Genomic DNA, 26,537 nt, shown 5'->3' on the forward strand with positions numbered 1-26,537 from the left:
GCGGATCGTTGAGGGGGCAAGCCAAGATGATGACGGATCGACCGATCGTGGTGGCCGGCGCGGGCGCCATCGGATGTTTTGTCGGCGGCACCCTGGCGGCTGCCGGTCGCCGCGTCGCGTTCCTGGTGCGACCGCGGGTGAAGGCCGAGATCGAGCGGTTCGGTCTGCTTCTGACCGATTTCGACGGCTCCGAGAAGAAGCTCGATCCGGGCCAACTCGCGCTATCGGAAGATCCCGCGATCTTGCACAGCGCCGGCATCGTGCTGGTCACGGTGAAGAGCGCCGACACGGCAGCTGTCGCCAAGCAGATCGCGCAGCATGCGCCGCAGGACGCTGTCATCGTCTCGCTGCAAAACGGCGTCGGCAACGTCGCAGTGCTGCGCGATCGCCTCGGCGATCGCCGCGTGCTCGCCGGCATGGTGCCTTTCAACGTGGTCGGGATGGGCGAGGGCCGCTTCCACCGCTCGACCTCTGGCGACATTCATGTTGGCCAAGATGACACGAACGCGGCCGCAGCTCTGTCGGTGCCGGGGCTCACGATGCGCGCGAGCCGCGACATCACCGGCGTGCAATGGGGCAAGCTGATCATCAATTTGAACAACGCGCTCAGCGCCTTGTCCGACATGCCCCTCGCTGCGCAATTGGGGAACCGCGAATGGCGAAGGTTGTTCGCCGATCAGATGGCGGAGGGGCTGGCTGCAATGAGGGCCGCCGGCATCACACCGGTCTCGGCGACGCCGATCCCGTCGTCCTGGACGCCCGCCTTGCTGAGACTGCCTGATCCGATTTTCGACCTGATCCTGGGAAGGACCATGAAGATCGATCCCGAGGCGCGTTCCTCGATGTGGCAGGATTTGAAGCAGGGCCGCAAGACCGAGATCGACTATCTCCAGGGCGCGATCATCGCCCTCGCCGAACAGAACAGTGTCGACGTGCCGCTGTCGCGCCGCATTGTTGCGCTGATCAACGAGGCTGAGGCCGCGGGCAAGGGTCCGCCGCGGCTGACGCCGCAGCAGGTTCGCGGCGCTGCATGAGTTCACGCCGGCTGACGGGAGACGTGCGATGAAACGTTGTTTGACGATCGGGGTCGTGCTCGCCGCCTTATGTGCAGCTTCCACGTTTGCTCAGGCAAGGCCGCCGACCGTCACGAATTCGCCCGGCTATGACGCGCGCCTGAAGGAGAGTCGTTCGCAGTTGGGTAGTTCACCGACAACAACGGCGCCGGTGAATGCGCCGGTTGCTCAACCGAAGCGCAGCAAGAAGAAGCACACGAACTGAGGCTAGGAGACGGATCCCCGCCCAGTTCGTCATTGCGAGCGTAGCGAAGCAATCCAGACTGCCTCCGCGGAGAGATGCTGGATTGCTTCGCTGCGCTCGCAATGACGGCGACGCAGCTCAGCCCTTCTTCGCGGGCTTGCTCGGCGTCGGGCTGAACAGCTTCTTGATGTCGTTCAATCCATCCGACAGCCGCGGCCATTCGCAGGAGAACGAGCCCTTGGTGCAGGGTGTGCCCTTCGGCCGCGGCCGCGCGTCGCCGATGGCGGCCTGCTGGACTTTCGGCCGCTCGACCGGCACGGGCACGCGCTCGACCTCGGTTCGCAACGCGACCCGCTGGAGCTGCTGCACCTGTTGTTCCTGCTGCTCGCGCTGCTGGCGCGCGGTGGCCTGCGCGGCTTCATTGCTGCGGCGCTGATTGGCGAGATAGGCGGTGTAGGATTCGTCGATCTTCTTCTGCTCCTCCGGCGTCGGATTGGGCCCGGCGATGTCGAAGCTGCGGTCCTGGAGGAAATCGTAATAGGAATAGCCGCCGCCCGCCTTGCGCCGGCCGGCGAATTTGGCGTTGCAGTCGGCAAGCGCAGCCGTCTTCTCGGATTTGGTCGTAGCTTTCTCGGCGGCGTCGGCGCAGGCCTCGAAGTCAACAGGCGCGCGCTTCCACCATTGTGCCTGGGCATGCGACGGCGCCAGCAGGAAAAATCCTGCTGCAGCAACGACAAGCGCCGCACGACGCGATGCAACTACGTCCGACATTCTACGAGAGCATTCCTTGCAAAACTCAACCCGAACTGAGTCGGGCTGATTTTTGCCCCTTTATGGCCTGCTTGTCACCCATGGAACCCGGGAATTTCATGGCTGTGATGCTGACATTTTTTGCTTGACGTGGCGCAGGAGTCACAGCGTCACTTCATCCTGCGCTCGCCTCATCGGCGACGCCAAGAATACGAAGTGGAAACGCCTCATGCTGCTGCCCCTGTCCGATGTGCCGCGCTGGTACGCCGAACGCAAACCGCAAGGCACGATCGCCGTCCGTCACGGGCAGGATACGCTGACATGGGACGCGCTCGAACGCGGCGCCAACCGGCGCGCGCGGGCGTTCATGGCCAAGGGTGTCAAGCCCGGCGACTTTGTCGCGATCGGTTTGCCCAACTGCAATGCGTTTTTCGAGACCTCGTTTGCAGTGTGGAAATGCGGAGCGACGCCGACCTCGTTGTCATGGCGGCTGCCGCGCGGCGAAGCCGCCGCGGTGCTCGACATCCTGAAGCCGGCGCTGGTGGTCGGCGGCGAAGCCGACTGGAACGCGCCGAACCGTCTGCCCGCGGATTTCGTGCCGGAAGGGTTTTCGGACGAGCCGCTCACCGCACCGGTGGCGCGCTATTGGAAAGCCATGACCAGCGGCGGATCGACCGGCCGCCCGAAGGTGATCCTCGATCACCAGCCGGCGGTGATCGACACGGTCGCCGCGCCGCCGCTCAACATCCCCTTCGGGGTCTCGTTGCTCAATCCCGGTCCGCTCTATCACAATGCGCCGTTCATCGTGTCGCACTACGCGCTGTTCACCGGCGGCCAGCTCACCGGCCTCGTCAAGTTCGACGCCGAGGAGGCGCTGCGGCAAATTGCGCGCGAGCGCGTGCAATGGGTCAATTTCGTGCCGACCATGATGCACCGGATCTGGGCGCTCCCGGAGCACGTGCGCAACGCCTACGATGTGTCGAGCCTGCAAACCGTCTTCCACATGGCCGCTCCGATGCCACCCTGGCTGAAGGAGAACTGGATCGCCTGGCTCGGGCCTGAGCGGATCTGGGAGCTCTATGGCGGCACCGAGCGACAGGGCTCCTGCATCATCTCCGGCAAGGAATGGCTGACGCACCAGGGCTCGGTCGGCAAGATCGGCGAGACGGCGCGCTTGCGCATCATCGGCGAGGACGGCAACGACGTTGCGCCGGGTGAGACCGGCGAGATTTACTTCCTCAACAATGACGGCAATGACGCCACCTATCACTATCTCGGCGCCGAGCCGAAGCGCCGCGCCGACGGCTGGGAATCGCTGGGCGATATCGGCAGGCTGGATGCGGAAGGCTACCTTTATCTCGGTGACCGCCTCGCCGACATGGTGCTGCGCGGCGGCGCCAACATCTATCCCGCCGAGGTCGAAGCTGCCGTCTCCGCCTGTCCGGGCGTGCGCTCCTGCGTGGTGGTGGGATTGCCCGATCCGGAATTGGGCCAGCGCGTGCACGCCATCATCGAGCCGGAGAGCGATGCGGACGGCCAAGCCATCGCCGACGGAATGGCGGATTTCCTCAAAGACAGGCTCAGCCGCTACAAGCACCCGGAGAGCTTCGAGATCGTCACCGTCCCACCACGCGACGATTCCGGTAAAGTTCGCCGCACGCCGCGACGAGCGCGCGGCGTGGATGAAGGAGGGGCGCGCGTTCCGGATTTGGCCGGCGAAGGCGCGGGCGGACGCCGATTAAGAGAATTCATGGGAAGGACCGAGATTATGACCATCACCATCGCCGCGAACGCTGTGCCGAAGCCGCCGGCCGCGATCATCGAGGGCTTTCGCGGTGCGCCGACCCCGGTCATTTCGGACAATCTCGGCCGGCTGCCGGGCGCCGTGGGGCTCAAACCCTATCATCGCGGTGCCAAGCTGGTGGGCACGGCCTTCACGGTCCGCACCCGTCCCGGTGACAATCTCGCCATCCACCGCGCGCTCGAGCTGGTGGGCCCCGGCGACGTCATCGTGGTCGATGGCGGCGGCGACGAGACCCGCGCGCTGGTCGGTGAGATCATGAAGAACATCGCGCAATGGCGCAAAGCCGAAGGCTACGTCATCGACGGCGCGATCCGCGACGTCGCGGCGTTCGCTGCCGATGACTTTCCCTGCTATGCCCGCGCGGTGATCCACCGCGGCCCTTACAAGAACGGCCCCGGCGAGATCAACGTGCCTGTTTCGATCGGCGGCAGCGTGATCTCGCCCGGCGACATCGTCGTCGGAGACGAGGACGGCGTGGTGTCGTTTGCCGCCGCCGGTGCCGCGGCGCTGCTCGACGCCGTGCGAGCCCAGGTCGCGCGCGAGGAGGAGACGCTGAAGGCGATCCGCGAGGGCCGTTATCAAGGCTCGTATGGCAAATCCTGATCAGCGAGAATGAAGAGGAGGGCGGCGTGAGCCAGCAGGACGAATTCCACAATCTCGACGATAACGGCGACGGGTTGTTTCGCGAGCTCGCGGCAGGGGTGACCACGCGCATCTTCTCCGGCGAGCAGGCGATGCTGTCGGTGGTGACGCTGGCGCCGCATGTGCAAGGCACGCTGCACCATCATCCCGAGGAGCAGTGGGGCGTGCTGCTCGACGGCTCCGCCATCCGCGTCCAGGGTGATGAGGAGATTGCCGTGAAGAAAGGCGACTTCTGGCGCACGCCGGGTAATGTGCCGCACACCATGCGCGCCGGCCCCGACGGCGCCCGCGTGCTGGACATCTTCAGTCCGCCGCGGCCAGAATACAGAAAAGCGGGATCCGGTTTCGGGACCACTTAAAGCGCCAAAGAGCAAAAGCCGGGCGCGAGAAAACAGGGGAGGGATACCATGACGATCACACGACGGACGCTGCTGGCAGCGCCGGCTATTCTCGCGATGACGCCGGCGTTGGCGCAGGCTTCAAAAATCACACTGGTGGTGCCGTTTCCGCCGGGCGGATCCACCGATGCGATGGCGCGGCTGCTCCAGAGCCATCTGCAAACCAAGCTCAACCGCATCGTCATTGTCGAGAACAAGTCGGGCGCGGCAGGCGCGCTCGGCGCGGCGCAGGTCGCCAAGAGCCCGCCTGACGGCTCGACGTTCCTGGTCACCTTCGATTCCCATGCGGTGATCCCCTCCATCCTCGACAAGCCGCCCGTCGATGTCGAGCGCGAGCTAATGCCGGTGTTGCTGGTCGGCACCGCGCCTTACGTGATCGCTGCCGGTGCAGGCCGCCCCTACAAGAGCTTTGCCGACGTGGTGGCGGCCTGCAAGGCGACGCCCGGCGCGGTGAAATATGCCTCCGTCGGCATCGGCACGCTCGGCCATCTCGCCATGACCGTGCTCGGCAACAAGGCCGGCGTCGAGATCATGCACGTGCCCTATCGCGGCGGAGGCCCCGCAATGAACGACGTGCTCGGCGGCCATGTCGACCTGATCGCGGGATCTGCGGCGCTGGTCGCAGCCCAGCTCGGCACCAACATGCTGCGTCCGATCCTGCAGCTCGGCCGCGAGCGGCTGCCGGGCCTGCCGGATACGCCGACCGCGATCGAGGCGGGCTTTCCGGATTTCGAGACGCTGGCCTGGTGGGGCATCTTCGCGCCCACCGGCACGCCGCCGGACATCGTCGCAGGCCTCGCGACGGCGTCCAAGGAGATCCTGAGCGAGCCCGCGACCGCCGCCCAGCTCAAGGAAACGCAGCAGATGACGCTGCTGCTCGAGGACGCTCCCGCCTTCAAGACCTTCTTCGACAAGCAGGTCGCCATTTGGGGCAAGGTGGTCAAGGACAACAATATCCGGGCATGAGATGACCGGCAGCCCTCCGCATTGAGCAACGCGGAGGGCTTCCGATCCCCCTTCCGCTTTGATATGAAGCCCCGGTAACCCGCTCTGCGGGTTCCGCGGTCCCGTAGCTCAGCCGGATAGAGCGACGGTTTCCTAAACCGTAGGTCGGAAGTTCGAGTCTTCCCGGGATCGCCAGTTTTTCAGTGAGCAATCGTCGCGTTTGATACGCTCGTCGGCGCAAAAATTGCTAGAAGCGCGAAGCTTCCTCCTGGCCCGGGCTGACTGCCGCCCCGCCTCGCTGCCATATCCGGAGACGACAATGCCTTTCGATTTGATCCTGCGCGGCGGCCGTGTGGTCGACCCGTCCCAGAAGCTCGACGCCGTGACCGATGTCGCCTTTTCCGGCGGCAAGGTCGCGGCGATCGGCAGTGGGCTCAAGGCGGATCCGGGCACCGAGGTGCGCGACGTCTCTCGCTACATCGTGACGCCGGGACTGATCGATCTCCACACCCATGTCTATTGGGGCGGCACGTCGCTCGGCATCGACGCCGAGGAGTTCTGCCGTCTTTCCGGCGTCACCACCGCGGTCGATACCGGCAGTGCGGGGCCGGGCAATTTCGCGGGCTTCCGCAAGCATGTGATCGAGCCGAGCCAGGTTCGTATCCTCGCTTATCTGCATGTCTCGCATGCCGGCATTTTCGGCTTCTCGCACCGGATCATGGTCGGCGAGAGCGAGGAGCTGCGGCTGATGAATCCGATCGAGGCGGCCAAGGTGGCCGACGCCAACCGCGATCTCATCGTCGGCATCAAGGTGCGCGTGGGGCTGCATTCCTCGGGCACGTCGGGCGTCGTGCCGCTCGACATCGCGCTCGAGGTCGCGAACGAGGTCGGCATGCCCCTGATGGCGCATATCGATCATCCGCCGCCGAGCTACGAGGAGGTGCTGGCGCGCCTGCGCCCCGGCGACGTGCTCACCCATGCGTTCCGTCCCTTCCCCAACACGCCTGCGACCGCGCAGGGCACGGTGAAGCGGGCGGTGCTCGACGCCCGCGAGCGCGGCGTGCTGTTCGACATCGGCCACGGCAAGGGCTCGTTCGCATTCAAGACCGCGCGTGCGATGCTCGCCAACGGCTTCTATCCCGACACCATCTCGTCCGACATTCATCAGCTCTGCATCGACGGCCCGGCCTTCGATCAGGTGACGACCCTGTCGAAATTCCTGTGCATGGGCATGCCGCTGTCCGACGTCATCGCAACCTCGACCGTCAACGCCGCGATGGCGCTGCGGCGCCCCGAGCTCGGCAGCCTCAAGCCGGGCAGCGTCGGCGACGCCACGCTGATCTCGGTGAGGGAAGGCCAGTTCGACTATGAGGACGTCGTCGGCGAGCACCTGATCGGCGACCGCAAGATCGTCTCCGAAGGCGTCGTGATCGGCGGCCGGTGGTGGCATCCGAATTGAGCGGCGGGCCGTTCACGCCGGCTTGATTACAACGACCTCGCGATCAACAGCTTCATGATCTCGTTCGTCCCGCCATAGATCTTCTGGATGCGGGAATCGATGAAGATGCGCGAGATCGGATATTCCTGCATATAGCCGTAGCCGCCGAACAGCTGCAGGCATTCGTCGGCGGTCTCGACCTGCTTCTCCGAGCACCAATATTTCGCCATCGACGCCGTGACGGTGTCGAGGTCCTTTGCGACCAGCCGCTCGATGCACCAGTCGACGAAGACGCGCGCGATCATCGCTTCGGTCTTGCGCTCGGCGAGCTTGAAGGCGGTGTTCTGGAAATCCATCAGCGGCTTGCCGAAGGCCTTGCGCTCCTTGGTGTAGTCGACGGTGAGTTTTATCGCGCGCTCCATAGCCGCGACCGCGCCGACCGCGAGCGCGAGGCGCTCCTGCGGCAATTGCTGCATCAGCTGCACGAAGCCCTGGCCTTCCTCGCCGCCGAGCAAATTGTCCGGCGGCACCGCGACGTTGTCGAAGAACAGCTCAGACGTGTCGGAGGCATGCAGGCCGATCTTGTCGAGGTTGCGCCCGCGCTTGTATCCATCCGCGCCTGAGGTTTCGACCACGATCAGCGAAATGCCCTTGGCGCCGACATCGCCGGTGCGCGCAACCACGATGACGAGGTCGGCAGCCTGGCCGTTGGTGATGAAGGTCTTCTGTCCGTTGATGACGTAGGAATTGCCCTGCTTCCTGGCGGTGGTCTTGACGGCCTGCAAATCCGAGCCGGTGCCGGGCTCGGTCATGGCGATGGCGCCGACCATCTCGCCTGAAGCCATCTTCGGCAGCCAGCGCTTCTTCTGCTCCTCCGAGCCGTAATTGAGGATGTAGTGCGCGACGATGGCGCTGTGCACGGAGACGCCGGTCGTCAGCTCCGGCACCGTGCTTTCGAGGTCGTCGAGCACGGCGGCATCATAGGCGAAGGTGGCGCCCAGGCCGCCATATTCCTCCGGCACGCTTGCCAGCAGCGCGCCCATCTCGCCGAGCCCGCGCCAGGCAAAGCGGTCGACCATCTTCTGCTCGCGCCATTTTTCGGCATGCGGGGCCAGATCCTTGGCAAGATACTTCCGGAACTGGTCGCGGAAGATTTCGAGCTCTTCGGTCATCCAGGAGGAGCGGTAGGACATGGTCACCTCGGTCAATGCGGCTTGCCGGCCTGGTTAGGCCAGCCTTTGGCGGCAATTATTGTGTTTTCAGGCTGTGCCGGTGACGCTACCAAGGCGGCCGGAGCAGCGTCTATCGGGATGGTTGATTGTGGCTGTCAAAATCCAAACCGTCAAAACCAAAGAGCTCAAGCTCGACATCGCGCGCATCGGCACGGTCTCCGCGATCCTGACGCAGCCGGACAAGGCGCGCGCCTGCTACGTCCTGGCGCATGGTGCCGGTGCAGGGATGCGGCATGCATCGATGGACAAGATTGCGGAGGGGCTCGCTGCTCGCGACATCGCGACCTTCCGCTTCAATTTTCCTTACATGGAAAACAAGCAGGGCCGTCCCGACCAGCCTGCGGTCGCCCACGCCACGATCCGCGTGGCAGTCGAGGAAGCCGCGCGGCTCTGCCCGGGTGTGATGCTCGTTGCGGGTGGAAAATCCTTCGGCGGGCGCATGACCTCGCAGGCGCAGTCCAAGGCTCCGCTGCCTGATGTCAAAGGGCTCGCCTTCCTCGGTTTTCCCCTGCACGCCGACAAGAAGCCGTCGACGGAGCGCGCCGAGCATCTCGCCCATGTCGAGATCCCGATGCTGTTCCTGCAAGGCACCCGCGACGGGCTCGCCGATCTCGGCCTCCTCAAGCCGGTCATCGCCGCTCTTGCCCCGAAGGCGACGCTGCATGAGATCGAAGGCGGCGATCACTCCTTCGCGGTGCTGAAAAAGTCCGGCCGCACCAATGAAGAGGCGCTGACAGAGGTGCTTGATACGCTCGCGGCCTGGATCGACAGCCTCGCCTGAAATCTCACGCCGAATATAGCCCCTTGTCGCGCGCCTTCTGGATCGCGAGCGCGGCGATCAAGTCGAGCGTCGGCGTCGACAGGCCGGCGGTGCGCGCGAAGGCTTGGGGCGCCTTTACCAGGACGTCGATCTCCATGGCGCGGCCGAGCTCGTAATCCTGCAGCAGCGACGGCTTGTGGTTGGGGGCGGGGCCGCTGCGTGATACGCGCTTGACCTCGGGGATAAAATGCTGAGCGATCTCGTTGGCCTCGTTCAGCATCCGCGGAATGACATCCGCAAAGGCGGGGTCATCGCGCACGCCGCGCGCGGTCTGGCCGGTGAGCAGGCACAGCACCGACAGTGACATGTTGGTCAGCAGCTTTGACCAGATCGCCTCGCGGATCTCGGCGACCGGCGGCGATTCCAGCCGTGCGTCGCTGAAGACACCGCGGAGCGTCGTGATGCGCTCGCAATTGCGGTCGTCACATTCGCCGATCAGCAGGCGGTTGCGGTCCGGCGTCAGGTTCTGCACCACGCCGGGCGCGATCACCTCGTTGGAGGAGAAGACTACGCCGCCGACGATCCGCTCTTTCGGAATGCAGGCGCGCAGGCGTCCGCCCGGGTCGAGGAAGGAAATGTCCGGCGGGGTCGGGTGCCGCGGCGGCAGGCCGATCCGGTACCACCAGGGAATGCCGTTCTGCGCGAACACGATCGCGGTGTTGTCCTGCAGCAGCGGCTTGAGACTGGAGACCAGCCCGGTCAACGCGGTCGCCTTCAAGGTGCTGATCACGACGTCCTGCGGGCCGAGCTGGGCCGGATCGCCGGAGGCGTTCACCTTGGCGGAGACCTCGGAATCGCCGACGCGCAGCTTGAGGCCGTTGGCCCGGACCGCCTCCAGGTGCGCGCCCCGCATCACGCACGAGACCTCGTGGCCGGCGCGGGCCAACCGAACTGCAAGATGGCTGCCGACGGCGCCCGCGCCGAAAATGCAGATGCGCATGTGATGTCCGTCCCTGATCCCTTGATGCCGCCCCGCGGCAGCATGACACAAGCCGCCATGCGATGGACGCGGCTGCCCTACGCTCGAAAGATATGGATCAGGGCGCGGAGCCTCGGTCATAGTGCGCGCCAAACAAACGAGCGGAGGAACACCGATGACCGATAGCCCCGTCCTGTGGACCCTGGATGCGCGTGGGGTTGCGACCGTCACGTTGAACCGGCCGGAGGTTAACAATGCCTATGACGGCGCGTTGATCGCAGGCGTGCTCGCGGCCATGGACGATCTCGGCAGCAAGCCCAACCTTCGCGTCGTCGTGCTCAAGGGCAATGGCAAGCATTTCCAGGCTGGCGCCGACCTCAAATGGATCAACGGCGTGCGGCCGCAATCGAGCGAGGCGAACGAGGCCGCGTCGCGGGCGACGTTCGAGGCCGTGCAGCGGCTCAATACGCTGGCTATCCCGACGGTCGCGCTGGTGCAGGGCGGCTGCTTTGGCGGCGGCACCGGCGTGATCGCGGCCTGCGACGTCGTGATCGCGGCCGACAACGCGCTGTTCTCGATCACCGAAGTGCGCTGGGGCCTGACCGCGGCCATCATCATCCCGCAGCTCTGCGATGCCATTGGTGTACGGCAAGTCCGCCGCTACGCGCTGACAGGTGAACGTTTCGGCGCCGAGGACGCCCGTCGTATCGGCCTCGTCCACGAGGTGGTGCCGCTCGCCGATCTCGACGCCGCCGGCGCCAAGGTGGTCGAGCAGTTGCTTGCCAACGGATCGGAGGCGATGGCCGAGACCAAGCGGCTCGCGCTGGAAAGTTCGTTCGGCGGCATGGCGGTGGACGATGCGGCTTACAAGCGGCTCGTGCATCTGCATTCGCTGAAGCGACAGAGCGCGGAAGCCGCCGAGGGGCTGGCGTCGTTCGCGGAAAAGCGCGCCGCGAATTGGGCAGGTGCTAAAAGCTGAACGCGAGTAGCCCGGATTACGCTTCGCTCCATCCGGGCTACGGGCTTTTACAGCGACGTCGCGAGTGACCTTTTCAGCAAAGTGAGCAGCGCCTGTACCGCGGCGGCATTGCGCCGCCGTTCAGGGATCGCAGCCTTCACCCACAATTCCGGAATCGGAAACTCGCGCAGCACCGGCTTGAGCGCGCCGTCGCGCAAGGCGCCCGCGACGAGATAGTCCGATATCAACACAATGCCGTTGCCGGCGATGGCGCTGCGCGCCAGCACTTGGCCCTCGTTGCAGGACAGCAGCGGACTGACCTGGACGCTGATGCGGCCGCGCGGCCCGTCAAAGATCCATTCGGGGCCGGTCGGTAGAAAGCTGAGGCAGCGATGATCGACCAGATCACGCGGATGTTTTGGCGTGCCGTGTTTCTTCAAATAGGCAGGCGAGGCGCAGAGCAGCCGCTTCAGCGGGCACAAGGGTTCGTCGACGACACCGCCAAAGGAATGCGGGAAGGCGCCGATGGCGATGTCAAAGCCTTCGGTGACGGGATCGACCGGACGGTCGAACAGCACGATCTCGAGCTTGAGCCGCGGGTTCTGGGTCTGGAAGGCGGTGAAGACGTCCGCAAGCCGCGCGACCGTCAGCGAGGTCGGGGCCTTGATGCGCAGATGATCGACGAGATCGTGGCCCTTCTCGCCCATGCGCGACAGCAGATCGGCGGCGTCGGTGACGACGCCGCGGGCGCGATGCACGTAGCGCTGGCCGGCCTCGGTCAGCCGCAATTGCCGGGTCGAGCGATGAAACAGTGGCGTGCCGATCCGCGCCTCCAGCTGCGTGACGCGCTTGGCGACCACCGACGTCGAGACGCCGAGTTTTCGCGCGGCCGCGGAGAAGCCGGTGGCGTCGGCGGTCGCGAGGAACGCCTGAAGGTTTACCAGGATGTCCATCTTCGGCCTTTCGCGATTCGAGAAAGGTGATCGCCTATTTTGGCGGATTGTAGCTCGATCCGGGTTAATTCATAGTCCGGCCCAAGCAAAGGATTTCAGGGACAGGACGCGCCATGCAGGCCATGACGATCGAAGAACCGGCGCGCCAGGTGCCGCTTTACGGCGAATATGAAGTCGTCGTCCTCGGCGGCGGTCCGGCCGGCATCGTGGCGGCGGCCTCAAGCGCACGCGCGGGACGGAAGACGCTGCTGATCGAGCGGTACGGCTTCCTTGGCGGCATGGGCACCGCCGCAGGCGTCACCAATTTCTGCGGCCTGCACGGCAATGTCCACGGCGAGGCCCACCGGCTGGTGCAGGGCATGGCGTCGGAGTTGCTGGCGCGGATCGATCGCTTGAACGGCCTCAACGCGCCGCATCTGATTCTCGGCAAGGTCTTCGCCCAGGCCTACGACACCGCCGCCTACAAGATCGCGGCCGACCAACTGCTCGCCAGTCACAAGGTGCACATCCTTTTCCACGCGCTTGGTGCCGGTGTGGTGATGGGCGCTAACAGCCGCATCGATGCGCTGATGGTCGAGACCAAGGCCGGCCGGCAGGCGGTGCGATCGGAGATCTTCATCGATTGCTCCGGCGACGGCGATCTCGCGGTTTGGGCCGGCGCGCCGTTCGAATTCGGCGACGAGCACGGTCATCCGATGTATCCCTCGATGATGCTCCGTCTCAACAACATCGACCCGGAGAGGGCAGGCGAAGCCTGGCGGACCATTCCGCAATTGATGGAGCAGGCCACCGCCGCCGGCACCCACACATTCCCGCGCAAGAGCGCGATCGTGCGGCCGCAGAAGTCCGGCATCGAATGGCGGGTGAATTTTACGCAAGTGGCGCGCGAGGACGGCCATGCCATCAACGGCATCGAGCCTGATGATCTCACCCGCGGCGAGATCGAGGGCCGCAAGCAGGCGCTGGCTGCGTTCGAATTCCTGCGCACCGTGCCGGGCTTTGAAAAATCCTACATCGTCGACCTGCCGCCGCAGCTCGGCATCCGCGAAACCCGCCGCATCACGGGCGGCTATCAGCTCAGCGGCGAGGACGTGCTCGGCTGCGCTTCGTTCGAGGATTCCATCGGGGTCAATGGCTGGCCGATCGAGGCCCATGTCCCCGGCGACGTCGTCTTCACCTTCCCGCCGATCCCGGAATCGCGCGGCTATAACGAGCTGCCTTACCGCATGCTGGTGCCCGAAGGCGTCGATAATCTGCTGGTCGCCGGCCGCTGCGCCTCGATGACCCATGAGGGCCAATCGGCGGCCCGGGTCTCCGGTGCCTGTTTCGTGATGGGGGAGGCGGCCGGTTCCGCGGCAGCGCTGGCGCTCTCCGGAAACCGGATCCCGCGTGACATCCCCGTTGAAAAGCTGCAGGAAACGTTGAAACAACAGGGCGCCTTTATCGGACGGGACCAGCCCGTGCCTGAAGGCCTGTAACCGACTGCAAGATATCGACGGCGGAGGAAACGAAATGATCGGGATTGTGCGGCTCGCGCTAGCTGGCCTGATGGCGATCACAGCAATGGGCACGGCCCGAGCCGAGGACGCGCTGAAGGCCAGGATCGGCGTGCTCAGGCTATCCTCCTCCGCGCCGGTGTTCATCGCGCAGGACAAGGGCTATTTCCGCGAGGCCGGCCTCGAGGTCGAGCTGAAATTCTTCGACGCGGCGCAGCCGATCGCGGTGGCGACGACCTCGGGCGACATCGATTTCGGCGTCACCGCCTTCACCGCAGGTCTTTACAATCTCGCCGGCAAGGGCGTGCTCAAGGTGATCGGCGGCATGAGCCGCGAGAAGGCTGGTTATCCCCTGATCGGCTATTTCGCCAGCAACAACGCCTATGCGAGCGGTCTGAAGACGCCGAAGGACCTCGCGGGCAAGCGCGTGGCGATGACGCAGGTTGGCTCCTCCTTTCACTATTCGCTCGGCCTGCTTGCCGACAAATACGGTTTCAAGCTCGCCGACGTGAAGATTGTGCCGCTGCAATCGCTGTCGAATGCGGCGGCCGCGCTGAAGGGCGAGACCGTGGATGCAGCGCTGCTGCCGATCTCCACCGCGCGAAAGCTGATGGACGACGGTGGTGCGAAGTTTCTCGGCTGGGTCGGCGACGAGACACCCTGGCAATTGGGCGCGGTGTTCGCCTCGCCGAAGACGCTGACCAACAAGGTGCTGGTGACGAAGCTGCTCGGCGCCTTGGCAAAGGCCGACCGCGAATATCACGACGTCATCCTCGCCGCGATGAAGGACGGTGTCGCGCCGATCAATGACAAGACAAAGCCGCTGCTGGAGATCATCGCCAAATATACGAACCTCCCGGTCGAGCAGGTGGTCGGCAACTGCGCCTATATCGATCCCGACGGCAAGCTGGATGTGAAGAACGTCGACAACCAGATCAAATGGCTCCAGGAGCAGGGTTTTGCCGACAAGGGCTTCGACGCGAATGCGATCATCGCCAAGGAATTCGTGAAGGCGGATTGAGAGTAGAACGCAGTCCATGGACCTGATCGCCAACCACATCACCCATCGCTTCGGCGATCTCGCCGTGCTCGACAACGTCTCGTTCACCGTCAGCGCGGGCGAGGTGGTGGCGATCGTGGGGCCGTCGGGCTGCGGCAAGAGCACGTTGCTGTCGATCCTCGGCGGGCTGTTGCTGCCGACCTCCGGCGCGCCCGAGCTGCGTGGATCGCCGCCGGCGGACAGCCTCAATCCGCTCACCTTCGTGTTCCAGGACTTTGCGCTGCTGCCCTGGGCGAATGTGGAGGAGAACGTCGAATTCCCGCTGCTGCACACCCAGCTCTCGGCCGTGCAGCGCCGCGCGCTGGTCGAGGACGCCTTGCGCCGCACCGGCCTGACCGATTTTCGCAAAACCTATCCAAAGCAGCTTTCCGGCGGCATGCGCCAGCGCGTCGGCATTTCGCGCGCGCTCGCGGTCAGGCCGGCCATTCTCCTGATGGACGAGCCATTGTCGGCGTTGGATTCGCAGACCCGCGAACTGCTGATGGAGGATTTCGTCCGGCTGCTCGCCGATGGCGGCATGGGCGCCGTGTATGTCACGCATAATCTCGAAGAGGCGGCGAGGCTTGCCGACCGCATCGTGGTGCTGTCGCGGCGCCCTGGCCGTATTCGCGAGGTCGTGAGCGTGCCGATGACGCGCACTGAGCGCGGTGACATTGCAGCCCGTGAAAAGCTGCTCGCGCTTCAGAACCAGATCTGGTCGCTGATCCGCAACGAGGCGATCGATGCCGAGCGCGAGGTCCAGCATGCTTGATCGCGCTCCGGCGGGAACATCGACGAAGGATGAAGCGGTCCGGCGCGTCCGCTTTCGCGGCGCCGGCTTCGTGCCGGCGAGCAGCCGTTTCGGCGGCTGGATCGCGCTCGCGCTGGTCATTGCGATCTGGCAGGCCGCCGGCAGCACCGGCCTGGTCAATCCGCTATTCCTGCCACCGCCATCGGCGATCGCGCGGGCGATCTACCAGCTCGCGATCTCGGGTGCGCTGTGGCAGCACCTTTCCGCGTCGCTCCTGCGCATCGGTGTCGGCTGGCTGCTCGGCACGGCAGCCGGTGTCGCCGTTGGCTTTGCCATCGGCCTGTCGCGTCTGGCGCGCAGCGTCGGCATCACCTTCATCTCGGCGCTGTTCCCGATCCCGAAGATCGCGCTGCTGCCGCTGTTGATCCTCTGGCTCGGCATCGGTGAAGAGCCGAAGATCGCGACCATTGCGCTCGGGGTGTTCTTCTCGACCGCGATCTCGGTCTATAGCGGCGTCGACGCGGTGCCGCGCAACCTCATCCGCATGGCGCAGAGCTTCAACGTGCCGTTCGCCACCATCGTGCGCAAGGTGGTCTGGCCGGGCGCGCTGCCCGCGATCCTCGCCGGCTTCCGTATCACCTCGTCGGTGGCGCTGCTGCTCGTCGTCAGCGCCGAGATGATCGGCGCGCAGTACGGCATCGGCGCGTTCGTGCTGCAGGCTGGCAATTTGATGCAGACGGATCAGCTGCTCGCGGGCGTGGTGATTTTGTCGGTGTTTGGGTTGATGGTGGGGAGGGTGATCAACTGGCTGGAGACGCGGCTGTTGCACTGGCGGTGAGGTTTACTCCGTCATTGCGAGCGCAGCGAAGCAATCCAGACTGTCGCCGCGGAAAGATTCTGGATTGCTTCGCTGCGCTCGCAATGACGATGCTACCAGCAGCGTACCTCACGCATTCCCGCGATCCTCCCGGAACAAATCCAGCTTCTGCTGCACGGGGCGATCCGAGAAGCTGAACAGCACCGCATCCATATCAGCCTCGTGCGTGACCCATTGCCAGCTCGGCACCACGAACAAATCGCGCGGGCCCCATTCGAACGTCGCATCCCCGATGCGGGTACGGCCGTGGCCCTCGATCGGACAGAACACCGTCGCGTCCGTCGCGCGATAGCGCGCGGTCTTGAAGCCCTTCGGCAGCAGCTGGATGAACGTGCCGATGGTCGGCATCGCGAAGTCGCCGGTCTCGGGGTTGCTGAATTTCAGCTTCAGCCCGTGACAGGCATCCCACTCCTGGCTCGCGCGAGCCTTCTCCAGTGCCTCGCGCGTGTAGGCATAGGGATAGCTGAAGATCGGGGAAGTCTTCGAGCTCCGCTTCACGTCGACCGGCAGCAGATTGTGGCCGTAGCGTGCAAAGCTGTCGCCGGCCGGCCTTGTAATCTTCTGCTGATCCTCGTTGGAGCCTTCCGCGAAAGAGCAGTCGAAGAACTGCACCAGCGGAATGTCGAGACCGTCGAGCCAGAACATCGGCTGGTCGGTCTCGTTGGAATGATCGTGCCAGGTCATCGACGGCGTGATGATGAAGTCGCCGGGCTCCATCGCGGTGCGCTCGCCGTCCACGGCGGTGTGGGCGCCCTTGCCTTCGAGCACGAAGCGCAGTGCCGATTGGCTGTGCCGGTGCGCGGGCGCGACGTCGCCGGGCACCACCATCTGCACGCCGGCATAGAGCGACGTGGTGATTTTCGACTGTCCGCGCAGGCCGGGGTTTTCCAGAACCAGCACGCGCCGCTCGGCCTCTTTCGCCGTGATCAGCTTGCCGGCTTCGGTCATGTAGTCGCGGATGATGTCGAACTTCCACAGATGCGGCCGGCAGGCGCTCTTCGGCTCCGGCGTGATCAAATCGCTCATGACCGTCCAGAGCGCGGTGAGATTCTCGCCGTCGATCTTCTTGTAGAACGCCTCGCGTTCCGGCGTCTTGGTCACGGCTTCCATGGTGCGGCTCCCGTCGCTTTGTTGATTGACAGTATACTTACGATCTGGGTAGCGTCAACGTGCGAACAAGAACGAAACGGGAGGGTTCCGATGAAGCTGCACGGCTATTTCCGCTCCAGCGCCGCCTACCGGGTACGCATCGCGCTGAACCTCAAAGGCCGCGGTGCCGAGCACCTGCCGCATCATCTTCGCAAGGGCGAGCAATGTGCGCCAGCCTATCTCGCCATCAATCCGCAAGGCCTGGTGCCGGCGCTGGAGAACGATGCGGGCGCAGTGCTGACCCAATCGGTCGCCATCATCGAATGGCTCGACGAGACCCATCCCAACCCGCCCCTGTTGCCGAGGGATGCGTTGCAGCGCGCCAAGGTGAGGGCGTTCGCGCTGGCGATCGCCTGCGACACTCACCCCGTGCAGAACTTGAAGGTGCTGGCGCGGCTGCGCGAGCTCGGCCTTGCCGAGGAGAAGGTTCAGGACTGGGCGGCCTGGGTCAACCGCGAGGGGCTCGCGGCGTGCGAGACGCTGATCAGAAACGAGCCGGGCCCGTTCTGCTTCGGGGATGTGCCGACGCTCGCCGATCTCTGTCTTGTGCCGCAGCTCGCCAATGCGCGCCGCTTCGGCGTCGACGTCTCCGCCTATCCGCGCCTGCTTGAAGCGGAAGCTGCGGCCAAGGCCCTGCCGGCGTTCGTCAACGCCGCGCCGGAGAAGCAGCCCGATGCCGAGTAAGCCTGCCCCTCCAATCACGATAGACGCGGTCTATGCGGCGCCGGGCTATCTGTTCCGGCGCATGCAGCAGATCGCGGTCTCGATCTTCATGGAGGAGTGCAAGGCGTTCGACCTCACGCCGGTGCAATACGCGGCGCTGATCGCGATCCACACCCACCCCGGCATCGACGCGACGCGGCTGTCCGCGGTGATCGCCTTCGATCGCTCCACGCTCGGCAGCGTGATCGAGCGGCTTCAGGCCAAGGATTTCGTCGAGCGCAGGCCGGCGCCGGAAGACAAGCGGATCAAGCTGCTCTATTTGACCAAATCAGGCGCGGCGATCCTGCGCGACATCATTCCCGCCGTCGAACGCGCCCAGGCGCGGATGCTCGAGCCGCTCAAGCCAGCGGACCGCAAGGCGCTTATGGGGCTCCTGGCGCAGCTCGTCGATCTCAACAACGAGGCGTCGCGGGTGCCGCTCCGGGCGGAGGACGCGATGGAGCATCTGGGGAAGGCACCTTAATCCTGGTTGTCATCGCCCGCCTTCGCGGGCGATGGCAGCGGTGGCTCACATCCTCAGCAACGCCTGCCGGTCGATCTTCCCCGTGCCGGTCTTCGGCAGCTCGTCGATGAAGATCACCTCGCGCGGATATTTGTAAGGAAGCAGTTTGCCCTTCACGTAATCCTGCAGCCGCCGGGTCGTTTCGCTTTGATCCGCCGCGCGGGTGTTCATCACCACCACTGCCTTAAGCGTCATGCGCCGGTCCGGCAGCTCGGCGGCGAACACCGCGCATTCGCGGATGTCCGGGTGGTCGGCGAGGCAAAGCTCAACCTCGAGCGGGTAGACCCATTGGCCGGAGATCTTGATGAGATCGTCGGCGCGGCCGCGGAAGAAGTGAAAGCCATCGCCATCGCGGACGAAGCGGTCGCCGGTGTAGATCCAGCCGCCTTCGCGGATGGTCTCGGCGGATTTGTCCGGCCGGTTCCAGTACAGCGGCGTGTTGGAATCGCCGCGCACCCACAAGATGCCTTCCTCGTCGTCGGCGACATCGCGGCCGTCCTTGTCGCGCAGCGCGACCTCGTAGCCGGGCACGCGCAGGCCGGCGGCGCCGAGCTTCTTCCGCTCGGGGCGGTTGGAGAGATAGATGTGCAGCACCTCGGTCGAGCCGAGGCCTTCCACGATCTCGAGACCGGTGAGCGTCTTCCAGCCGTTGAAGACGTCGGCCGAGAGCACCTCGGCGGCCGAGAGCGCCATGCGCAGTGAGGAGAAGTCGGTCTTGTTCGCACCCTCGGCCTTGGTCAGCGATGTATAAAGCGTCGGCAGGCCGAAGAAGACCGTCGGCCTGTACTGCTCGATCGCCGAAAAGATTGCCACGGGCTTCGGCTGGCCGGGCAACAGCAGTGTCGTCGCGCCCGCCGAGAACGGGAAGGTGATCGCGTTGCCGAAGCCATAGGCGAAGAAGATTTTTGGCACCGAGAAGCAGATGTCATCCGGCGTCAGCTTCAAGACGTTCTGCGCAAAGGCGACTTCGCTATAGGCCATGTCGTGCTGGAGATGCACGATGCCCTTGGGGCGGCCGGTCGATCCGGACGAATACATCCAGAACGCCATCTCGTTGCGATGCGTGTCGGCTTCCGCGAGCTCAGTCGGAAACTGGGGGAGCCAGCCGGCGGCGGAAACGGCGTTCGGCGCGGCGTGATCGCTCGCCGGGCCATTGACGACGACCAGGGTATGCAGGGCCGTGTCCTTGCAGGCCTCGGCGTTGAAACGTGCACAGAACTCGGCGTCCGCCACCGCAACAGTCGCGCCGGAATCGGCGAGATAGAATTGCAGCAGATCCGGCGGTGTCAGCGTGTTGATCAGCAATGGCACGAAGCCGGCGCGCACCGCGCCGAAGAACGCGGCCGGGTAGGCCGGAGTGTCATCGAGGAACAACAGCACGCGATCGCCGCGCTTGAGGCCAAGCGAGGCAAAGCCGTTGCCCCAGCGCCCGGCTTCCGCGCAGAGCTCCGCGTAGGTGCGCGTGCTCGCGGGGCCGATGAGCGCGAGCTTGTCACCGTGGCCTTTGCCGACATTGTCGAACAGCACGCGGCTGGCATTGTAGACCTGCGGAACGGAAAAGCCGATCGCGCGCGCGCCCGCGCAGTCGGCGGGCACCTGGTCGTGAATCTGCCGGCTCATGCCTCGTCCCCACCGTTCTTGGCGGCTTCGTAGCGCGCCATGAAGCCCGGCGACATCGCGCGCAGGCGGGAGTCGTCGATGCGGCCGGAGCGGGTGATGTAGCTATAGGCAAAGTCCATCAGGCCCTGCTGCATGTGCTGAGCAAAGTGCTCGTACCAGAAAGCGCTGGTCCGCGCGGCATTGACGAGCTTCTGCACCACCGGCTTTCGCGCGGCCTGGTAGCGATGCAGGGCGGTCGAGAGATGGGCGTCCGATTCCAGCGCCTTGACCAGTGCAATGGCGTCCTCGATCGCGAGCCGCGTGCCGGAGCCGATCGAAAAATGCGCCGAGTGCAGGGCGTCACCGAGCAGCACCATGTTCTTGAACGACCAGTGCTCGTTCCAGACCCAGGGGAAGTTGCGCCAGACCGATTTGTTGGAAACCAGCGAGCGGCCGCCGAGCGTGTCGGCGAACACCTCCTCGCAGACACCTTTGGACTGCTCCACGTCCTTGTAGGCGAAACCGTAGGCCTGCCACGTCGCATGGTCGCATTCGACCAGGAAGGTGCTCATGGTCGGCGAGTAGCGGTAGTGATGGGCGTTGAAGGCACCGCGGTCGGTCTTGACGAAGGTCTGCGACAGCGTCTCGAAGCGCTTCGAGGTGCCGTACCAGACGAACTTGTTCGAGGAGTAGGACAGCGAGGTGCCGAAATCGCCCTCGAAGGCGCGGCGTACCAGCGAGTTCAGCCCGTCGGCAGCGACGATCAGATCGTGCCCGTTGAGCTGATCGATCGCATGAATCGGCGTGTCGAAGCGCGGGGTGACGCCGGCATTGATCGCGCGCTGCTGCAGGAATCGCAAGAGCTCGAGCCGGCCGATCGAGGAGAAGCCGACGCCGTCGATGGCCACGCTGTCGCCGCTCAGGTTCAGCGTGATGTTCTCCCAGCTCTCCATGTGCGGCGAGATCGCGTCGACCGTCTCGGGGTCGTCGGCGCGCAGGAATTCCAGGGCCTGATCAGAAAACACCACGCCAAAGCCCCAGGTCGCGTCGGCCGGGTTCTGTTCGAACAGGTCGACTTGATCCTCGGGGTGACGCTTCTTCCAGAGATAGGCGAAGTAGAGCCCACCGGGCCCCCCGCCAATCACGGCGATCCGCAACGTCTGCCTCCCTAATTGACAGTATACTTACTATCTAGGGGTAGACTAATGTGCTCCGGCCACCCGCGCCAGCGGAATTATCGGCAAGCCGCGCGGCACACCACAGCTCACGTCCGGACGCGCGTTTGGCGCGTGTCCGAAGCAGTGACCTTGCGAAGCATAGCCAAACCGTGGCGGCTTGGCCATCCGCCCCGTCAGACGCAGCGCTTCACCCGTACGCCGCCCACGAGCACGGTGGTGCAGCGGACCGCCGGATGGCACGCTTCTCTAGCGTGCCGCGAACGGCGCCAGCACGTCCTTGCAGGCAGGTGACAGCGACGCGGCGTTGCTGGCGATGCACTGCACGATGCGGCCGCCGCCAGGCGCTACGCCGGCGCACAGCGTGCGGATGTCGGCACCGCAGGCGGAGCGGACGATGAACAGCTCTTCGCGCGGCCGCAGCGGGCGCAACGCGATCACGGCGGGCGCGGCTGCCGGTGCTGCCGCCGCCGCGGGAGCCGCGCCCGGAGGTGCCGCCGTTGCTGCCGTGCCACCGCCGCCGGCCGCGGCGCTCACGGCCTTCTCGCAGGCCGGCGAAACCTTTGCCTTGTTCTTCTCGAGGCATTCGAGCGCAGGCGCGCCGCCTGGCGGCACGCTGGCGCACACCTTGGGATAATCGGCGCGGCACGCGCTCTTGACGGCAGCGACCTGCGCGCTGCTCGGCTGTTTGGCTGCCGCGTCCTTCGGCGCTGCTCCAGATGCCGGCTTTGCGGCGGGGGCGGTTTCAGCCTTCGGCGCGGCAGGCGCGGCCTCCGCCTTGGGTGGAGCCTCTTTGGGTGCAGCCTCGGTCTTCGGCGCCGCAGCAGGCTCGACGGCGCGGACCGCGGTTTGGCATCCCGAGGACAGGCTGGACATGTTCTTCTGCAGGCATTGATAGGCTTCCACGCCGCCGGGCGTGACGCTCGCGCAGTGCGCCATGAAATCCGAGCGGCATGCGGAGCGGATCGCGCTCTTTTGCGCCTCGGTCGGCGCTTGTGCGAATGCGCCTGCTGCAGTTGCGAAGAGAGCCGCCGCCAGCAACGCCCCGCGTGCCGACGCATGTTTCAACGTGTTGAACATCCGAGTATTCCTGCCCTGTCGGCAACGCCGACAATTTTTTCAAATGTGATGCAAACAATCGTCGCGGGTGATGCCGCGCGCGACATCATTGGCCGCCGCGACCTCTACCGCAAGTAGATATTGGCTTTGCAATTGCGACGTAACTACGTCGTCAGAGCTTGATCATCCGCTTGCCGCGGTTCTCGCCCGCCAGCAATCCGACCAGCGCCTTCGGCGTGTTCTCGAGGCCGTCGATGATGTCCTCCTGCACCTTCAGCTTGCCGGATGTGACCCAGGCCTGGAGGTCGGCGAGCGCTCGCTGACTCTCTTTCATGTAGTCCATCACGATGAAGCCTTGCATGACGAGCCGCTTCACCACGATCAGGCCGGGCACGCCGCGCGGGCCGTGTGCCGAGGGCGCGCCGTCATATTGCGAGATCGCACCGCAGCAGGCGATGCGGCCGTAATTGTTCATCTGCGGCAGGCAGGCTTCGAGAATGTCGCCGCCGACATTGTCGAAATAGACATCGATGCCCTTCGGAGCCGCCGCGCGCAACGCCTTGAACACCGCGCCGTCCTTGTAGTCGACGGCGGCATCGAAGCCGAGTTCGGAGGTCAGCCAGCTGCACTTGTCGGCGCCGCCGGCGATGCCGATGACCCGGCATCCCTTGATCTTCGCGATTTGCCCGACGATCGAGCCGACCGAGCCCGCGGCCGCGGAGACCACGACCGTCTCGCCCTCTCTGGGCTTGCCGATCTCCAGCAGGCCGAAATAGGCGGTGAGGCCGGCAATGCCGAACACGCTGAGCAGATGCGTCATCGGCTCGAGCTTCGGCATCTTGGTGAGATGCTTGGCGGGCACTGTCGCCAACTCCTGCCAGCCGGTGTCGCCGAACACGATGTCGCCCGGCGCAAGCTCCGGCGCCTTCGAGCTGATGACCTCGGCGATGGCGCCGCCGGCCATCACGCTGTTGGCCTCCACCGCTGAACGATAGGTCGCGCCGTGCATCCAGGCGCGGTTGGCGGCGTCGAGCGAGATGTAACGCACGCGCAGCAAGGCCTCGCCGTCCTTCGGCTCGGGCACCGCACCTTCGACCAGCTTGAAGTGCTCGGGACCGAGCTTGCCGCTGGGCTTTTCCACCAAAAGAATCTGACGATTGATGCTGCCGCTCATGATGTTTCCCCTCGGTCGTTTGACGATTATTGATGCAGCGGCCGCAAGAAAAACGTGCAAGCCGCTTTCGTTGTGCGCTGCATGAAGGCTAGATCGCGGGCGCCAGTTTCGCAACGGGAACATCCGCCCGACGATCGCACGCCAAGCGTGTTGCGCAGTCGTCATATCTGCGACATCATGAAGCGGTCGGTGTAGCGGGGGTGTTCAATGTCGAACAGGTTTACGCAATTCATTCTGGTGGCGATGGTGCTCGGCATCATCATGGGCGCGGCGATCTACAATTTCCTGCCCGACACGCGGGGCGACTGGGCCTCGTCCATCAACCTGATCGCCGTGATTTTCCTGCGCCTGATCAAGATGATCATCGCGCCGCTGGTATTTGCGACCCTGGTCGGCGGCATTGCTCATATGGGCTCGGGCTCCAAGCTCGGCCGCATCTTCGCCAAGACCATGGGCTGGTTCGTCAGCGCCTCTTTCGTCTCGCTGATGCTCGGCCTCGTGATGGTCAATCTGCTCCAGCCCGGCGCGAATTTCCCGGGTACGCTGCCTGACAAGGCGCAGTCGACCGGCCTGCCGGTTTCCGCCTTCTCGATCGAAAAATTCCTGACCCATCTGATCCCGACCTCGATCGCGGATGCGATGGCGCAGAACGAGATCCTGCAGATCGTGATCTTCGCCGTGTTCTTCTCGGTGGCGATGGGCTCGATGCCCGAGCGCTCCAAGCCGATCCTGGCGCTGATCGACGACATCGGCCACATCATGCTCAAGGTGACGGGCTATGTGATGCTGTTCGCGCCGTTCGCGGTCTGGGCCGCCATCACCGCGACGGTTGCCAAGAACGGCCTGCTAGTGCTCTGGAAGCTCATCGTCTTCATGGGTGGCTTCTATCTCTCGCTCGCGCTCCTGTGGGGCATCCTGGTGGTCGTGGGCTTCATCGTGATCGGGCCGCGCTACGCCCATCTGCTGAAGCTGATCCGCGAACCGCTGATGATCGCGTTCTCCACCGCGAGCTCGGAAGCGGCGTATCCGAAAACTCTGGAGGGGTTGAACAAGTTCGGCGCCTCGTCGCGGATATCGAGCTTCGTGCTGCCGCTCGGCTATTCCTTCAATCTCGACGGCACGATGATGTACTGCACCTTCGCGAGCGTCTTCATCGCGCAGAGCTATCACATCGACATGCCGCTCGGCACCCAGCTCGCGATGCTGGCAACGCTGATGATCACCTCGAAGGGCGTGGCCGGCGTGCCGCGCGCCTCCCTCGTGGTGATCGCCTCGACGCTCTCGCAGTTCGGCATCCCCGAGGCGGGGCTGTTGATGATCATGGGCATCGACACCTTCCTCGACATGGGCCGCAGCGCCACCAACGTGATCGGCAACACGCTCGCGACCTCGGTCGTGGCCAAGTGGGAAGGCGAGCTCGGGCCCGAGCACGAGCTTGAACCTGGCGATGCCGTGCCGGGGGACATGATCCCCGGCGAAGTGCCTGCGATGGCCGGCCATTGATCGGAGTGCATCATGCGCCTTTCAATGGCGATATCGGGCGGCCTGTTGCTGGCAGCGTGCCTGCTGGCCACGGGTGCCTCCGCCCAGACCGGTGGCAGCGAAGGGCTTAGCCCGACGCTGTCGGCGATCAAGACCGCGCACACCGTGCGCCTCGGCTATCGCGAGAGCTCGCCGCCGTTCTCCTTCCTCGACCAGGCCAACCGGCCGATCGGCTACAGCCTCGAGCTTTGCGAGGCTATTGTCGAGGAGATCGGCGTCGAGGTCGACGATCCCAATCTGAAGATCGCCTACGTCAAGGTCACCTCCGATGACCGCATCGACGCCGTGCTCCAGAACAAGATCGACCTGGAATGCGGCTCGACCACGGCCAATGCCGAGCGCGGCAAGCGCGTCGCCTTCTCGCCGCTGATGTTCGTCGCCGGCACCAAGCTGATGGTGCCGAAGGCGTCCAGCGTCCAGTCACTGACTGATCTGAAGGGCAAGACCGTCGTGGTGACGAAGGGCACCACCAACGAGCAGGCGATCCAGGCGGCCGACAAGAAGTCATCGTTGGGACTGACCATCGTTGTCGGTGCCGATCACGAACAGTCATACCAGATGCTCGTCGACGGCAAGGCCGATGCGTTCGCGACCGACGACATCCTGCTGTCCAGCCTGATCGTGCGTCACAAGGCACAGGACAAGTTCCGCGTCACCGGCGATTACCTGTCCTACGACCCCTACGGCATCATGTTCCGCAAGGGCGAACCGCAACTGGCGGCGGTGGTCGATCGCACTTTCCGCAAGCTCGGCTCCAACCACGACCTCGTTCCGCTCTACAACAAATGGTTCACCGCACGGCTTCCGACCGGCGAACGGCTGAACGTGCCGATCTCGCTGCAGCTGGAGGAAGCCTTCAAGGCGATGGACGATTCCGCGAGCGCGAATAACTAGCGCCTGTGCGACGAACGAAAGTGTGCCCTCTCCCTTACCGGGGGAGAGGGCGCAGCAACGAGCAGCGCGCGCTCACGTGCCGGCGGGCACCTGGTCCAGAAATCCCGTGATGCTCCTGATACGGCCGTCCTTCAGCACGGCGAAATCCGTACCCTTGATCGGGCTGTCGATGCCGTCAGGACCAAGGCCCCAACTGAAGCGGACATGGTCGCCGTAGCCGTTGGGCTCGCCGATCAGCTTGAATTTGAAATCGGGGAAGCGCTGCTGCACGCCTGCGATCAGCGCATCGACGCCGTCATGGCCGTCGCCCTTCATCAGGGGATCGACATAGCTCGCATCCGCCGTCCAGTTCTGGCTCAGCAGTTCGCGCCGGCGGTCAGCTGCACGTTCGTTCCAGAGATCGATGTAGCGGCGAGCGATGGTGATGGGATCGGTCATTGT

26 protein-coding genes, 1 tRNA gene and 1 pseudogene are annotated in these 26,537 nt (G+C 64.8%); 18 read left to right on the forward strand and 10 right to left on the reverse strand.

The window, feature by feature from the left end:
- Nucleotides 1-26: 26 nt before the first annotated feature.
- Nucleotides 27-1,034, forward strand: coding sequence for a 2-dehydropantoate 2-reductase (locus tag IVB07_RS02570; protein WP_247299203.1), 1,008 nt, complete (start codon nt 27-29; stop codon nt 1,032-1,034).
- Between the two features lie 28 nt (nt 1,035-1,062).
- Nucleotides 1,063-1,278: a hypothetical protein gene (locus IVB07_RS02575; RefSeq protein ID WP_083926313.1), complete on the forward strand. Its 216-nt coding sequence runs from the start codon at nt 1,063-1,065 to the stop codon at nt 1,276-1,278.
- 117 nt (nt 1,279-1,395) lie between these two features.
- On the opposite strand, the gene IVB07_RS02580 is transcribed toward IVB07_RS02575, so the two are convergent.
- The gene (locus tag IVB07_RS02580) at nt 1,396-2,028 is read right to left on the reverse strand and encodes a hypothetical protein (protein ID WP_018452973.1); all 633 of its coding nucleotides are present in this window, start codon (nt 2,026-2,028) and stop codon (nt 1,396-1,398) included.
- A 208-nt stretch (nt 2,029-2,236) separates the two neighbouring features.
- Between IVB07_RS02580 and IVB07_RS02585 the strand changes: the two are divergent.
- From IVB07_RS02585 to IVB07_RS02610, 6 genes and pseudogenes are all read left to right on the forward strand, one after another.
- A pseudogene (locus IVB07_RS02585) lies at nt 2,237-3,749 on the forward strand (AMP-binding protein).
- Nucleotides 3,750-3,775: 26 nt separating this feature from the next.
- Nucleotides 3,776-4,414, forward strand: a complete 639-nt coding sequence (locus tag IVB07_RS02590) for an RraA family protein (RefSeq protein ID WP_204514026.1) — start codon at nt 3,776-3,778, stop codon at nt 4,412-4,414.
- A 26-nt stretch (nt 4,415-4,440) separates the two neighbouring features.
- Entirely contained in the window at nt 4,441-4,812 is a 372-nt protein-coding gene (locus IVB07_RS02595; RefSeq protein WP_247767485.1) for a dimethylsulfonioproprionate lyase family protein, read from the forward strand.
- A gap of 48 nt (nt 4,813-4,860) precedes the next feature.
- Nucleotides 4,861-5,817 carry a tripartite tricarboxylate transporter substrate-binding protein gene (locus tag IVB07_RS02600; protein WP_018452977.1) on the forward strand — a complete coding sequence of 319 codons (957 nt, stop codon included), beginning with the start codon at nt 4,861-4,863 and terminating at the stop codon, nt 5,815-5,817.
- 97 nt (nt 5,818-5,914) lie between these two features.
- Nucleotides 5,915-5,991, forward strand: a tRNA-Arg gene (locus tag IVB07_RS02605).
- A 124-nt stretch (nt 5,992-6,115) separates the two neighbouring features.
- A complete protein-coding gene (locus IVB07_RS02610; protein WP_018452978.1) occupies nt 6,116-7,255 on the forward strand; it encodes an amidohydrolase/deacetylase family metallohydrolase in 1,140 nt (379 codons plus the stop codon).
- A 26-nt stretch (nt 7,256-7,281) separates the two neighbouring features.
- Here the strand turns inward: IVB07_RS02610 and IVB07_RS02615 are convergent, their stop codons facing one another.
- Nucleotides 7,282-8,427 carry an acyl-CoA dehydrogenase family protein gene (locus IVB07_RS02615; protein WP_018452979.1) on the reverse strand — a complete coding sequence of 382 codons (1,146 nt, stop codon included), beginning with the start codon at nt 8,425-8,427 and terminating at the stop codon, nt 7,282-7,284.
- A gap of 127 nt (nt 8,428-8,554) precedes the next feature.
- Here IVB07_RS02615 and IVB07_RS02620 point away from each other — a divergent pair, with 127 nt between their 5' ends.
- Nucleotides 8,555-9,247 (forward strand): alpha/beta family hydrolase, encoded by a 693-nt coding sequence (locus IVB07_RS02620; RefSeq protein ID WP_231189766.1) that lies wholly within the window; start codon nt 8,555-8,557, stop codon nt 9,245-9,247.
- 4 nt (nt 9,248-9,251) lie between these two features.
- On the opposite strand, the gene IVB07_RS02625 is transcribed toward IVB07_RS02620, so the two are convergent.
- Nucleotides 9,252-10,226 (reverse strand): ketopantoate reductase family protein, encoded by a 975-nt coding sequence (locus IVB07_RS02625; RefSeq protein ID WP_018452981.1) that lies wholly within the window; start codon nt 10,224-10,226, stop codon nt 9,252-9,254.
- A gap of 154 nt (nt 10,227-10,380) precedes the next feature.
- On the opposite strand from IVB07_RS02625, the gene IVB07_RS02630 reads away from it, so the two are divergent.
- Complete coding sequence (locus IVB07_RS02630; protein WP_085351611.1) at nt 10,381-11,184, forward strand: enoyl-CoA hydratase-related protein; 804 nt, start codon at nt 10,381-10,383, stop codon at nt 11,182-11,184.
- A gap of 47 nt (nt 11,185-11,231) precedes the next feature.
- Here the strand turns inward: IVB07_RS02630 and IVB07_RS02635 are convergent, their stop codons facing one another.
- Nucleotides 11,232-12,116, reverse strand: coding sequence for a LysR family transcriptional regulator (locus IVB07_RS02635; protein WP_018452983.1), 885 nt, complete (start codon nt 12,114-12,116; stop codon nt 11,232-11,234).
- A 113-nt stretch (nt 12,117-12,229) separates the two neighbouring features.
- Between IVB07_RS02635 and IVB07_RS02640 the strand changes: the two genes are divergently transcribed.
- The 4 genes from IVB07_RS02640 to IVB07_RS02655 are packed head-to-tail and all read left to right on the forward strand — an operon-like array spanning nt 12,230 to nt 16,240.
- Entirely contained in the window at nt 12,230-13,594 is a 1,365-nt protein-coding gene (locus IVB07_RS02640; RefSeq protein WP_018452984.1) for an FAD-dependent oxidoreductase, read from the forward strand.
- Nucleotides 13,595-13,628: 34 nt separating this feature from the next.
- On the forward strand, nt 13,629-14,633 hold the full coding sequence (locus IVB07_RS02645) for an ABC transporter substrate-binding protein (protein WP_018452985.1): 1,005 nt from the start codon (nt 13,629-13,631) through the stop codon (nt 14,631-14,633).
- A gap of 16 nt (nt 14,634-14,649) precedes the next feature.
- Nucleotides 14,650-15,423: an ABC transporter ATP-binding protein gene (locus IVB07_RS02650; protein WP_247299209.1), complete on the forward strand. Its 774-nt coding sequence runs from the start codon at nt 14,650-14,652 to the stop codon at nt 15,421-15,423.
- Nucleotides 15,416-16,240: an ABC transporter permease gene (locus IVB07_RS02655; protein WP_018452987.1), complete on the forward strand. Its 825-nt coding sequence runs from the start codon at nt 15,416-15,418 to the stop codon at nt 16,238-16,240. The genes IVB07_RS02650 and IVB07_RS02655 overlap by 8 nt, the downstream gene beginning before the upstream one ends.
- Nucleotides 16,241-16,348: 108 nt before the next feature.
- Here the strand turns inward: IVB07_RS02655 and gtdA are convergent, their stop codons facing one another.
- Nucleotides 16,349-17,389, reverse strand: a complete 1,041-nt coding sequence (gene gtdA / locus IVB07_RS02660; protein WP_018452988.1) for a gentisate 1,2-dioxygenase — start codon at nt 17,387-17,389, stop codon at nt 16,349-16,351.
- A gap of 90 nt (nt 17,390-17,479) precedes the next feature.
- Here gtdA and maiA point away from each other — a divergent pair, with 90 nt between their 5' ends.
- Nucleotides 17,480-18,112, forward strand: coding sequence for a maleylacetoacetate isomerase (maiA, locus tag IVB07_RS02665; RefSeq protein WP_018452989.1), 633 nt, complete (start codon nt 17,480-17,482; stop codon nt 18,110-18,112).
- The gene (locus IVB07_RS02670; RefSeq protein ID WP_018452990.1) at nt 18,102-18,614 is read left to right on the forward strand and encodes a MarR family transcriptional regulator; all 513 of its coding nucleotides are present in this window, start codon (nt 18,102-18,104) and stop codon (nt 18,612-18,614) included. The genes maiA and IVB07_RS02670 overlap by 11 nt, the downstream gene beginning before the upstream one ends.
- Nucleotides 18,615-18,659: 45 nt before the next feature.
- On the opposite strand, the gene IVB07_RS02675 is transcribed toward IVB07_RS02670, so the two are convergent.
- The 4 genes from IVB07_RS02675 to IVB07_RS02690 all read right to left on the reverse strand — a co-directional run bounded on the left by IVB07_RS02675 (nt 18,660) and on the right by IVB07_RS02690 (nt 23,660).
- Entirely contained in the window at nt 18,660-20,273 is a 1,614-nt protein-coding gene (locus IVB07_RS02675) for a benzoate-CoA ligase family protein (protein WP_247767486.1), read from the reverse strand.
- Nucleotides 20,270-21,409: an FAD-dependent monooxygenase gene (locus IVB07_RS02680; RefSeq protein WP_018452992.1), complete on the reverse strand. Its 1,140-nt coding sequence runs from the start codon at nt 21,407-21,409 to the stop codon at nt 20,270-20,272. Before IVB07_RS02680 ends, IVB07_RS02675 begins: the two co-directional genes overlap by 4 nt.
- Before the next feature lie 267 nt (nt 21,410-21,676).
- Nucleotides 21,677-22,507 carry a cysteine rich repeat-containing protein gene (locus IVB07_RS02685; protein WP_247299211.1) on the reverse strand — a complete coding sequence of 277 codons (831 nt, stop codon included), beginning with the start codon at nt 22,505-22,507 and terminating at the stop codon, nt 21,677-21,679.
- A 151-nt stretch (nt 22,508-22,658) separates the two neighbouring features.
- Complete coding sequence (locus tag IVB07_RS02690; protein ID WP_018452994.1) at nt 22,659-23,660, reverse strand: NADP-dependent oxidoreductase; 1,002 nt, start codon at nt 23,658-23,660, stop codon at nt 22,659-22,661.
- 207 nt (nt 23,661-23,867) lie between these two features.
- Here IVB07_RS02690 and IVB07_RS02695 point away from each other — a divergent pair, with 207 nt between their 5' ends.
- Together IVB07_RS02695 and IVB07_RS02700 are read left to right on the forward strand one after the other, a co-directional pair.
- A complete protein-coding gene (locus IVB07_RS02695) occupies nt 23,868-25,163 on the forward strand; it encodes a dicarboxylate/amino acid:cation symporter (protein WP_027569994.1) in 1,296 nt (431 codons plus the stop codon).
- A gap of 12 nt (nt 25,164-25,175) precedes the next feature.
- Entirely contained in the window at nt 25,176-26,096 is a 921-nt protein-coding gene (locus tag IVB07_RS02700; RefSeq protein WP_026232434.1) for an amino acid ABC transporter substrate-binding protein, read from the forward strand.
- 72 nt (nt 26,097-26,168) lie between these two features.
- Here the strand turns inward: IVB07_RS02700 and IVB07_RS02705 are convergent, their stop codons facing one another.
- On the reverse strand, nt 26,169-26,534 hold the full coding sequence (locus IVB07_RS02705) for a nuclear transport factor 2 family protein (RefSeq protein WP_018452997.1): 366 nt from the start codon (nt 26,532-26,534) through the stop codon (nt 26,169-26,171).
- Nucleotides 26,535-26,537: the final 3 nt, after the last annotated feature.

Origin of the sequence: Bradyrhizobium sp. 172 (assembly GCF_023101065.1) — a bacterium.
Lineage (GTDB): Bacteria > Pseudomonadota > Alphaproteobacteria > Rhizobiales > Xanthobacteraceae > Bradyrhizobium > Bradyrhizobium canariense_D.